The 9389-nt window shown below is 58.7% G+C and carries 14 protein-coding genes; 7 read left to right on the top strand and 7 right to left on the bottom strand.

Annotated features, from left to right (window positions below; genetic code table 11):
• The first annotated feature begins 108 nt into the window (after window positions 1-108).
• On the top strand, window positions 109-1155 hold the full coding sequence (locus ACIQT2_RS22410; RefSeq protein ID WP_402951074.1) for a TM2 domain-containing protein: 1047 nt from the start codon (window positions 109-111) through the stop codon (window positions 1153-1155).
• Window positions 1156-1453: 298 nt separating this feature from the next.
• Here the strand turns inward: ACIQT2_RS22410 and ACIQT2_RS22415 are convergent, their stop codons facing one another.
• Together ACIQT2_RS22415 and ACIQT2_RS22420 are read right to left on the bottom strand one after the other, a co-directional pair.
• Complete coding sequence (locus ACIQT2_RS22415) at window positions 1454-1930, bottom strand: hypothetical protein (protein WP_402951077.1); 477 nt, start codon at window positions 1928-1930, stop codon at window positions 1454-1456.
• A gap of 180 nt (window positions 1931-2110) precedes the next feature.
• Window positions 2111-3205 carry a hypothetical protein gene (locus ACIQT2_RS22420; RefSeq protein WP_402951080.1) on the bottom strand — a complete coding sequence of 365 codons (1095 nt, stop codon included), beginning with the start codon at window positions 3203-3205 and terminating at the stop codon, window positions 2111-2113.
• Between the two features lie 160 nt (window positions 3206-3365).
• Here ACIQT2_RS22420 and ACIQT2_RS22425 point away from each other — a divergent pair, with 160 nt between their 5' ends.
• The 4 genes from ACIQT2_RS22425 (at window position 3366) to ACIQT2_RS22440 (ending at window position 5265) form a co-directional block, all read left to right on the top strand.
• Window positions 3366-3758, top strand: a complete 393-nt coding sequence (locus ACIQT2_RS22425) for a hypothetical protein (protein ID WP_402951083.1) — start codon at window positions 3366-3368, stop codon at window positions 3756-3758.
• The gene (locus tag ACIQT2_RS22430; RefSeq protein WP_402951086.1) at window positions 3751-4029 is read left to right on the top strand and encodes a hypothetical protein; all 279 of its coding nucleotides are present in this window, start codon (window positions 3751-3753) and stop codon (window positions 4027-4029) included. Before ACIQT2_RS22425 ends, ACIQT2_RS22430 begins: the two co-directional genes overlap by 8 nt.
• A gap of 159 nt (window positions 4030-4188) precedes the next feature.
• On the top strand, window positions 4189-4719 hold the full coding sequence (locus tag ACIQT2_RS22435; protein WP_402951089.1) for a hypothetical protein: 531 nt from the start codon (window positions 4189-4191) through the stop codon (window positions 4717-4719).
• A 36-nt stretch (window positions 4720-4755) separates the two neighbouring features.
• Window positions 4756-5265: a DUF2199 domain-containing protein gene (locus ACIQT2_RS22440; protein WP_402951092.1), complete on the top strand. Its 510-nt coding sequence runs from the start codon at window positions 4756-4758 to the stop codon at window positions 5263-5265.
• Here the strand turns inward: ACIQT2_RS22440 and ACIQT2_RS22445 are convergent.
• Window positions 5258-5713: a hypothetical protein gene (locus ACIQT2_RS22445; RefSeq protein ID WP_402951095.1), complete on the bottom strand. Its 456-nt coding sequence runs from the start codon at window positions 5711-5713 to the stop codon at window positions 5258-5260. The two genes, ACIQT2_RS22440 and ACIQT2_RS22445, sit on opposite strands and share 8 nt — an antisense overlap.
• Before the next feature lie 48 nt (window positions 5714-5761).
• Between ACIQT2_RS22445 and ACIQT2_RS22450 the strand changes: the two genes are divergently transcribed.
• On the top strand, window positions 5762-6097 hold the full coding sequence (locus ACIQT2_RS22450) for a hypothetical protein (RefSeq protein WP_402951097.1): 336 nt from the start codon (window positions 5762-5764) through the stop codon (window positions 6095-6097).
• Between the two features lie 124 nt (window positions 6098-6221).
• On the top strand, window positions 6222-6746 hold the full coding sequence (locus ACIQT2_RS22455) for a hypothetical protein (protein WP_402951100.1): 525 nt from the start codon (window positions 6222-6224) through the stop codon (window positions 6744-6746).
• 46 nt (window positions 6747-6792) lie between these two features.
• On the opposite strand, the gene ACIQT2_RS22460 is transcribed toward ACIQT2_RS22455, so the two are convergent.
• The 4 genes from ACIQT2_RS22460 to ACIQT2_RS22475 form a co-directional block, all read right to left on the bottom strand.
• On the bottom strand, window positions 6793-7146 hold the full coding sequence (locus tag ACIQT2_RS22460; RefSeq protein WP_402951102.1) for a hypothetical protein: 354 nt from the start codon (window positions 7144-7146) through the stop codon (window positions 6793-6795).
• 339 nt (window positions 7147-7485) lie between these two features.
• Complete coding sequence (locus ACIQT2_RS22465) at window positions 7486-8184, bottom strand: hypothetical protein (protein WP_402951104.1); 699 nt, start codon at window positions 8182-8184, stop codon at window positions 7486-7488.
• Between the two features lie 57 nt (window positions 8185-8241).
• Complete coding sequence (locus ACIQT2_RS22470; RefSeq protein WP_402951107.1) at window positions 8242-8763, bottom strand: endonuclease/exonuclease/phosphatase family protein; 522 nt, start codon at window positions 8761-8763, stop codon at window positions 8242-8244.
• A gap of 17 nt (window positions 8764-8780) precedes the next feature.
• On the bottom strand, window positions 8781-8963 hold the full coding sequence (locus ACIQT2_RS22475) for a hypothetical protein (RefSeq protein WP_402951110.1): 183 nt from the start codon (window positions 8961-8963) through the stop codon (window positions 8781-8783).
• Window positions 8964-9389 lie beyond the last annotated feature (426 nt).

Below are 9389 nucleotides of genomic sequence, written 5' to 3' on the forward strand. Positions count from 1 at the left end.
GATCTATCATCCAGAGCAGAGGCGCCGGTCTTGTCCTGTTCTTGACGTTCAGTCATTGAGTCGGGGACGGTACGCTGGCGCACCATTCATCGCTTCGAAAGGATGAACATGAGCGTGCTGTACCCGGGTGGTCCGACTTCTGATCAGCCGCACGCTCCCGCAGATCTTCGGTATCCGAAGCCGAAGTCGTTCGTGACAACGTGGCTGCTGGCCCTGTTCCTTGGAACCTTTGGCATCGACCGTTTCTACTTGGGCAAGATAGGAACGGGCATTCTGAAGCTGCTCACCTTGGGAGGCTACGGCATTTGGTGGCTGGTTGATGTCATCATCATCGTGGCCGGGCAGCAGACAGACAAACACCGCAGGGAACTCTACGGCTACGAGCAAAACAAGCTGGTGGCATTGATCGTCAGTTGCGTTGTTGCCCTGTGCGGGGTCCTGGGAACTGCCGGCGTGGCAGCCATCGGCAGAACGGTGGGTCCCGTTGCAGCACCAAAAGCAACGGCGACGTCGACGCCTTCCCAGGCTGCATCACCGGAGCCGACAGCCAGTCCAGCCTCAGTTACTCCAACCGTTGAGGCGACGGCGACTCCTGGTCCGTCCTCCGCATCGCCTTCGGCTCCTCCGACCGCGCCGGTCGTGGCTCCGGTGCCGGCTCCCGCCACGCCGGCGGAACCAGTCCTGCCAGAGTTGACGAAATACGGTGCGCTGTCAGCAGACTGGGAGGCTAACCACAGGGCTGACAATTACTACTTGCCTGGGTCTGCGTATGATCCTGATCCTGCGCTGCCGTTGAACGGCGGCCACGTTCGTGACAAGTACGTCAGCGTCTATCGGTTCGCTGACAGGGTGCTGCTCTACGAAATCAACCTGAAGCCTGGAACGAGCGAGCAGGAGGCATTGCTTTTCAGCAGGGTCGAGTTGCCCACGGATGCCAGGATCGTCTGGCAACGCGAGCTGCCCGGTTGTAAGCAGATCCAGTTTCAATCCGAAACGCTCCGACGAATCGTCGGAGACCAGGTTCCAGACGGCGGTGTCCAAGTAGAGTTCAGCGCGATCGATGCGGGCCGGTCATTCTTCTCACCCTCAGACATTCAGTACGTGCGCCTTGGTCCCTTCTTCCATGCCTCAGCCGATGATGCACTTGGTTGCTGAGCACAAAAAGAACCAAGAGGACCAGAGCAAGATCGACCGAGGTGTCAGCCGCCTCCAGCCGAGGGATCAGCCCAGGAACTGAAGTCTCCGCCGTGGCCTTTGCTTCTTTCGTCGTCGTCCTTTCCACATCGGCGGCAGCGTCTGTACATGGTTCCGTCTTCGGCATGCTCGACGTGCCAGTCATGGCGTATGTTCAGCTTGCACAGCAGGGCCTGGATCATGACAGCCTCCGATCCTTGTCGCAGGGCTCTGTTCATCTCATGATGGCCCTCAACTGGCCCTGAGAAAGTGCCGATCTCTATCCCATAAGAAGGCGTACCAGCAAGGCGACGGCGGCCAACACGCCGCCGATCTGTACCGCTGCTACCCCGAAGCGACGGCTATAGATTGCGTTTCGTTCCCGTCGTCGGCGTGCATCGCCTGTCGGGTCCAGGGTCGCCGGTAGGGGAGCAATGTGTCGCCGGACCCTGCCCTGTGACCGGGCTTTCCGGACCGACTTCTTCGTATCGTGGTCAAGCGCTTCAAAGGGCAGTTCCGGGGGCACGCGGAAAATCACGTCCCGGAATGTATCCGGCGACATCCGGGTGAGGTCCATGAAGTGATTCCACATTCCTGTTTCCGGGTACCAGCGTTTGATGACGGAGCTGCCGTGCTCGATGTAGAAGCCCGGGGGCATTGTCGTGTTGATCGGATAGCCGTACTCGTCCCGAAGAGGATTCCAGCCCTCGAACCAGGTTTCGTTGATATTGAAGGTGGAACGGTGGCTTTTAGTCATGTGGTTTCACTTTCAGGATGCCGACGTGCTGAAGAAAGTCGCTTAGGTCGTTGTGGCTTTGGCAGCCCGTACCGGCTTCTGCTTCACCCAGCAGGCGACTTCCAAGTCTGGTGCCTTATCAGGATCAGTGCACGCTGACGACGCTGTGAATGCTGTGACCGGGACGCTGTTCCCGGTTGGCTAAGTAACTTCCTTGAGCAGCCACCCTGGTCGACCGTGATTGAGGTATTTTCCAACGAAAGCTATCCGCTCAACATGGGTGTGGCGTGGACTGGCTCGGAGCCACTTTTTCTTTTGGTTGGCAGTCGTGTCGTAGCCTCCTCCCTCGATGATCCGCTGGGCCAGGACAGCACTTTCGGCAAGATCATGATGACCCCAGAAGGCCATGGCCAGTTCCTCGGGGTCGTAGTAGACCGGAATGCCCTCGCTTTTGGTCGGAGAAAGGATGCTTGGGAAATTCAGGAAGTCCAGAGGGGTTGGCCGCAGGCTTTCGTCTGTGGCGGGCTCCTCGGCAGCCTCATTGATCGTCGCGGCAAGTTGCTCGATGTTTGCCACGGTTCGGGCCGGGTCCTCGTCTTCGTGTGAAGGCTCTTCCAGATAGGCGTCAATGTCCGAGGCCCAGGCCCCGCGCTGTTCCCGCCGCTCGGACACGGGTGGCACGCCTGGCGCATCAGCTGCCCAGACGGCAACCCGGCTTCCGACCTTCTTGGTAGCTACGAGCCCGGCTGCCTCAAGCTGGTCGATCATCCTGGTCACTGCTTTGGTGTCCTTGCCAGGAACTGCCGACTTCAGGTCAACCTGCAGTACGCCTGGCTGACGCTTCACTGCCTTCATCAGGGCCTTGAAGCGCTCATGGTCTGCCCGGTGCTCCTGTGCTTGCTGCAGGCGTTCGGTGTGGATTTCGGCGGCGGCAGCACCGTTATGCTCATGTCTGACCCGCAGCTGATCGTCGGTTTCGATGCCTCTGTGAGAATCCACAGCGAACCCCAGAGGCCGGTAGGGACGCTTTGCTTCGTCCAGCCCGAGTTGTTCGAAGCTGATGTACCTGTCGATGATGTCCAGCCGCCCAAAGATGGCCGCGAGATACATGCACCCTCTGTCTGCTGCGGAAACGTGGGGCCCGCGGCCTTGTGGGCCTGACAACCAGAGCTCATACTCGGCGCTCTGTTCTTCCAGTGTCTTGGCTGCGATGTCCAGGGCTTCATTGAACCTTCCCGCCAGAAGGGTCTCGTTGTAGACCTTCCATCGAAAGCGCTGAAGTTCTTTCAAAACCATGATGTTGAAGTGACGAAGCAATTCGTCCCGCCTGGACGGTATGTACAAGGTGATCCCCCTGAATGAAGTTGGCTGGAATCATCGTAAAGGGTGCCACCGACAATAAATGAAACCGTCGTGGCGTGCATCTGTCGGGCTACCTGCGTGATTGACTTTGCACGTGAATAAAGTTGTCTCAGGGTCTGATTGCGAGCTACACGAATTTCTCGTGGCAGCTATGGGCATTTGGAATGGTCCCGGTGCCTCGTCCGATCGTTTTGCTGTGTCGCTTGGCTTCAATGGTTTGAATGCGTTCCATTCAAGGCGGCGCTGCCTCATGGAGGCCCTGGATTTGGGGGAGGGGCTTGGCGAAGAGGACTTCGCACTCGCGGTGCGTTTGGCAAGCATCGCTGTATCCGATGACTACTATGGCGCCGCCAGCGAGTGGTCGAACGTGACTAGGTTCTCGACCGAGGACGCAACGTCGTTGCTGGCCATTCTGCAGACGATGACCTCGCTTCCTGCGTACGAGCTGCACGGAAATGACGGGTGCGTTGGTGAACGAAGTGCTTGACACTGCTTTCAGGGCCCACGGTCTCCGAGATCTGCTCGTGACGGGCGACGTTGCCAGCGTGTTGGAGCGCTATCTGGTCGGCACCTTGGATGAGTTCGGTGCCTCCTTGTGGGCTGAACCCGTTCACGGTTGTGAAGACATCGTCTTGGAACCAGCTTCCTGCGACTTCCTGGCCGATGCATTGTTCCAACTGTCCACACCGGAATTGTTTGGGACAGTGTCTTCGATCGTGGAGTCGCTCTGGACACGCGTGCCGGCAGCAGAACTGTAGCGCGAGTCCCAACCCAAGAAACCAAGAAAAGAACCGGCGCCGTGGGGCGCCGGTTCTTTTCGGTCCAGCAAGGACTCACTGAAACCTGCAACATGGTGCCTGCCCCTTGGGGTAGGGCAGAACCCGTAAACGGTACCAAACTGACGACGTAATGGACAGGTGTGTATCTGGCTGGATGAATGCCCGGTCCAGGAATACGAGCAGGATTTATATGCAATGCTGCTATTTCTGAAGGAGAGAATTGCGTATCAGCAGGCTGATCACAAGGGGGAATGTCCAGTGCCTACAGACACCAAGACAGGATTAATTCCTGGGCACACGGCCTATGCGGTAACCAAGTGGCGCTATCGGACCACGACGGCCCTGGTGGGTGTCTGCGTCGTATCGTTGTGTCTGATGAGGGCCGGCGTTCCGCAGTCATGGTTCACCGACACGCTTGTGGCCGTGATGGCCGTCTATTGCTTCACTCTGATTGTCTTGGTTTGGTGGGCGGACGCACGGTCGAGTGCCGAGAAGCGCGCCGGCTACACCACGATCAGATTGGGAGACAAGCAACTCCTGCAACGGGACCCCTACATGGGGCGCACCATTCGTCTTGCCGGCGGTGAGTATCTGAGCCGCAAGGAGTTCGGGGACATCGTTGCCGCAACCAAGGCCGAAGCATCCAGGAAGAGCGTTCTTTCACGTTAGGCTCAAGCCAACGTTCATAAAGAAGCCGGGAGATTCATGGACAACCCAACAGACTTTGCCTGCACAATGTGCGGCCGCAGCGCTGCCGAGCACGAGAAGAACCTGCGTTTCCTTTTGCCCGATCCTGTACTTGATAGCCCGGAACAGCACGAGGCCGCCGGTTCGTGGTTAAGCCATGGAAACCCCAACGAGTCCGTCATGATGCAGATCCCCAACATTGGACCCTTCATCAGAGCGCTTCTACCCGTGCAACTGGCTGGCGGAGGGTCGCTGACTTACGGCGTGTGGGTAGCCATCCATCCAGAGGACTTGCAGCGTACCTTCGCGATCTACTGGGAGCCGGAGTATGCGGATCTGCGCTTGACGGGCTACCTGGCCAACTCCATCGAACCTTGGGGCATGCTTGGCGCTCCGGTGGAACTCGCAGTCAAAGACACCGAGCAAACGCCGTACTGTGTAGGAAGCCCGGATCCGGTGTTGGCTGATGTCCTGGGTAAGCAGTGGCCGCACGATCTCCTGGATGCAGCCAGTCAGTCCATCACCTGAACGCAGTGGCGATCGTCCACAGCGATCCAAAAACCAGCATCGTGCCGAGCACCATGTAGGAGAATCCCATTCCTTTGATGGTCGGCACGTCTGCCATGGTGAAGCCGTCGGGTGCGATGCCCTTGCTCTCTCTGTAGAGCCTGGAGTGGATTGTCGCTGTCTCACGGAGATCGCGAAAATAGCAAAGACCTAACGAGAAGAGGGCACCGCCAGCGGGGATGATAGGAATGACGGCCGCCCAAAAAGGAAGCTTTACAGCGGCGAGGACGAACGACAGGACAAAGAGTGCCGGATAGGCAACCATCAAGGCTTTGATGGGTGAAGGCGCCGCACGGAAAACGCGCCAAATGAGTCGGGGACTTCTGATGGTTGCTCCCTGGTTGTTGGCAATTGCTTCGACACTATCCGACGGAAACAGCCATTCCGGGACGGGCACTTCCGCAGCCATCTGTGTGGTTTCGTCTGGAGCAGCCCCATTGCCAGAGAGAATGGAGCCATGACAAGCAACGCTGAGATGTTTAGGGAACTGCCGTGGCCATTTCCGGGGAATCGTTTCCCTGATGCCCTGGGCGCGGTCGTCATGAAGACCGTCCTTTCTGGAGAGCGGCCTGTGCTTCAAGTCCTTCACGACCCGGAGAACGGCTGGAACTTCGCCGACGGTGTGGACGACCCCAACTCATCTGGCGGATGCGTGGCCGCGCATGTTGCACATCTTCTGAGGCTGGACCCGACGCTGGCGGACCTGGCGACGATGCCTCCCGGGACGTTGGCTGACCGGTATGAAGTCGGTGGCGAGTGGTTCTACCGGGACTTTGTCTGGGAGGACGAGTAACCTCATGGGCTGCCTCGGCAAGGCGGTACCGGCAGTTAGGATCTATAACTTCGTGTTTTATCGCCGCTCAGTCGTGCGACGTGAAAAGCTGTGGTGATGGATTCCTTCATGACCGGTGGTCGTGTTGGCTAAGTTGAAAACCTTCACTGTAATCGAGCTGATGGGGGCTGGCTTTGACGGATTCGTGCCGTTCGCCGAGATCCGTCAGCAGTACTCCCAAGGTGATGGTGGGATACCGAGGTCACCTGGTGTCTATGTCGTAGTCAGGCCCAGCACCGATCCTCCTGAGTTCCTTGCAAAAGGCTTCGGCGGTACGCACAAGGCCAGGAAGGCGAACGCGCCTGTCGCTGAACTGGCGGCCAAGTGGGTGCCGGGGGCGTCTGTTGCCTACATTGGCAAGGCAAGCCAGAGATCGAAGCTCGACGGCTTGTGGGGCCGCATCGATGAGTATGCGAAGGCTGGCCGCCCAGGAATGACCCACAACCACAGCGGCGGTGAACGCATCTGGCAATTGGCCGATGCGCGGGTTCTGCGTGTGGCCTGGAAAGTCGTGGCTGATCGGACCGAAAAGAAGCTCGAAGAAGCCATGATTTCGGCCTTTGTGGAGCGGTATGGGCGGCTGCCGTTCGGTAATCGAAGTTCCACTTAGGCCCCGCCTGAAACGAATTCCAGTGGAGTGTTGTGCCGGCCTGCAGCTACACCTGCTCGAATGCGATGGCGAAGTGGTGCGGGGCTTGATCTGTCTCCAGCGCCCAGGCCCACCCGGGAAGTGCAGCAGCAGCCGCGGAAAACTCATCCAAAGACATGTCGAAGGACCAGAGGGAACCGCCGCCGAGGGCTGCTGTCGCCGGACTGTCCGGCCACAAGAACGCGCAGGACAGTTGCCACATTGCGGGGTCTTCATCGGAGGCTTCGATGAATTGCCGGGTGAGGTCGACCATGAAGGCTGTCGTTCCGGCGTGATCTGCTGGGCCGAACTGGGCGAGAACGCCGTCGCCGTCTTCCTCGGCGGGAGCTGTGTCCGTTGCCGGCACTCCAGCGAACTGCATGAAGATATCGAATACCGTGGCAGGACTTGGCGTCCAAGCTGTTATGCCTTGGGAGCCTTTTCAGCCAACTGCATCTTCAACCGGCCACGGGCTTCGCTGATCAACATGGCTTCATTATCCGGACACCGGAGTCGACGCTACGAACCGGTTCCAGCGGCCCAGTGCCAAGAACCACAGTTAAAACGGCTTGACCATCTCCGCGACGTACCACTTGTTGTCGACGTACTTCGACGTGAAGGCCCCAGGGTACTCTGTCTGTCGTTGCTGCTTTGCAAAGCCCGGCCAAGAGGGCTGCTTCGTGGTCAGCAGGCGACGTTGGGAACTGTACGTTCAAGTTTGCTACGAGTGCCATGTGAGGGCCTTGGTGATGGAGCCGGCCAGCCGCTGCACGGTAGCGTTGACGGATGATTCCAATGATGCAAAGGCTGCAGCCTGTTCGGAAACCACCGCGGCGACTTCGTCCCAGGTTATCCAGCAGAACACATCGGGGATGGCGTTGATCAGAAGCTCGTAGTCATCATCGTCGCCGCCGCTCTGGTACAGAACATTGCGCAACTCCACTCGAATGGCCTCTTCAAGTGAGAGTCGGCCGCGGCCCTTGACCTGGAGCGGTGGCTCAGCACCAAGGAGCAGGATCAGGGGTGAGCGGCCCTGGGAGTGTGCAAGGGCGGCCACGTATTCTCTTGCCAGTTGCTGCGGTTGGAAGGCGCTTCGTCGGATCCGCTTGGCTTCGATCAGGACGAAAGAATTCTCTGTCGTCAGCACGGCATCCGGTTGAACGTACAGCTGCTTGAGCGGACCTGATTCCGGCACCAAGGGCAGATCACCGGGCAGGAAATCCATGACGGCGCTCTCGATGTGATCAATGAAAGCGTTCCTGGACTTGTCCGCGCCGCGGGCTGTCCGGAAGATCTGACCCAGGAAGGCCGTGCGGGGGAGGTAGTCCAGGGCCATCAGGACTTCCGCGCTCAGGACGTTCTCGCGGCCGCGACCACCTTCTCGATAGGCCGGGGCGGATTCCCAGGAGATCTCCTGCAATAACCGTGTGATGACTGAACCGGAAGCGGCTGTGGTTTCTATTTCTGTTCCCCTGTCCTATTCAGTGAGCCGTGACCCTCTGGCGGACGAGGCAGATCCCGGCAAGTGGTGAATGTCCAGGATCAACGGCATATGGTCACTGTGCTGCAACCACTCTGTTGATTCGCCAACTCTAAGGCTTGCGTCCACGGTCATGGACAGAAATGCATAATCAATGTGGTGGCCGTAGCCGGCGTTCCTCCGATGGAAATAGGTTTTGATGTTTTCTTCGCCTTGTGGGCAACCTTCCTGGCGATGAAAGACGCTGTCGAGGCCGAGCTTCTCCAGTTTGTGGACAAGCATTGAGTGGTTCCGGCCAGGATGCTCTCTATCCCAGACAGTGTTGCTGTTGAAGTCGCCGAGTATGAGCCCCCGGCCAGATCGCAGATACTCCGAGTGGGCGTCCGTAATCTGATGCGTGATCCGAACGTATCGCTGGTTCTGGGTCAGCTTGTGGGCCCACAAGGCGATGATGTTCAGTCCATTGACCCTGAACGGAAGGTGCCACGGAAGGGTGGCGCTTGCGGCTTGCTCGGTCATGGTGTAGTTGGCCGGTGTCATACCGAGCACGCCCAGGCCTTTGTGGTTGTTGGAACCTGTCCAGGCGGCAAAAGGGTTTCTGCGCCGATGATGTCCGCCTTGGATACTTCCTGGAGGACGACGACGTCCGGGCTGAGGGCCTCCAGTAAGTGGCTCTTCCTGCCGTAGGCCATTGAGCAGTTCCAGGAAATGATTCGCATGTAGCCAGTTTGGCCCACGGGCTGGTCCAATTCCCACTTCGTTGGTGAACGGCCCTGTCCCGAGCCCGGCTCCCGCCACCTTCATTTACAGCGGAATGGCTGCAAACCTTCTACATCGTCACTTTCTTCAAGCGGTGAGGTCATGTCGCCTCGTGATCGAACCGCCATGAATGTGTGAAAGGAGGGAATCTGATGACCTCATCTTGTACCGAACCAAACGGCTCCGGAGGCCTTCAACCGGTGCCGCTTGGCTGCCTCGGCGGACCTTCGGGTTCCCCTGCCAACGGCCTTGGGGAAGCTACCTGTGTGAGTAAAAAAGAGGTGTGGACAATGATGCTCCTATTGTTGTCAACGGCTGTTGTGCCACGCGGCCGCGCAGGTTACCGTGGCCGCCGCTCCGGCCTCAAGGGTCGCTCCTGCGATCGC

Origin of the sequence: Paenarthrobacter sp. NPDC090522 (genome assembly GCF_044769225.1) — a bacterium.
Lineage (GTDB): Bacteria > Actinomycetota > Actinomycetes > Actinomycetales > Micrococcaceae > Arthrobacter.

Excerpts from the sequence above, each read along its gene's own strand:
- ACIQT2_RS22410 (WP_402951074.1), top strand. The coding sequence starts at position 109 with ATGAGCGTGCTGTACCCGGGTGGTCCGACTTCTGATCAGCCGCACGCT.
- ACIQT2_RS22415 (WP_402951077.1), bottom strand. The coding sequence starts at position 1,930 with ATGACTAAAAGCCACCGTTCCACCTTCAATATCAACGAAACCTGGTTC.
- ACIQT2_RS22420 (WP_402951080.1), bottom strand. The coding sequence starts at position 3,205 with ATGGTTTTGAAAGAACTTCAGCGCTTTCGATGGAAGGTCTACAACGAG.
- ACIQT2_RS22440 (WP_402951092.1), top strand. The coding sequence starts at position 4,756 with ATGGACAACCCAACAGACTTTGCCTGCACAATGTGCGGCCGCAGCGCT.
- ACIQT2_RS22445 (WP_402951095.1), bottom strand. The coding sequence starts at position 5,713 with ATGGCTGCGGAAGTGCCCGTCCCGGAATGGCTGTTTCCGTCGGATAGT.
- ACIQT2_RS22450 (WP_402951097.1), top strand. The coding sequence starts at position 5,762 with ATGACAAGCAACGCTGAGATGTTTAGGGAACTGCCGTGGCCATTTCCG.
- ACIQT2_RS22460 (WP_402951102.1), bottom strand. The coding sequence starts at position 7,146 with ATGCAGTTCGCTGGAGTGCCGGCAACGGACACAGCTCCCGCCGAGGAA.
- ACIQT2_RS22470 (WP_402951107.1), bottom strand. The coding sequence starts at position 8,763 with ATGACCGAGCAAGCCGCAAGCGCCACCCTTCCGTGGCACCTTCCGTTC.
- ACIQT2_RS22475 (WP_402951110.1), bottom strand. The coding sequence starts at position 8,963 with ATGCGAATCATTTCCTGGAACTGCTCAATGGCCTACGGCAGGAAGAGC.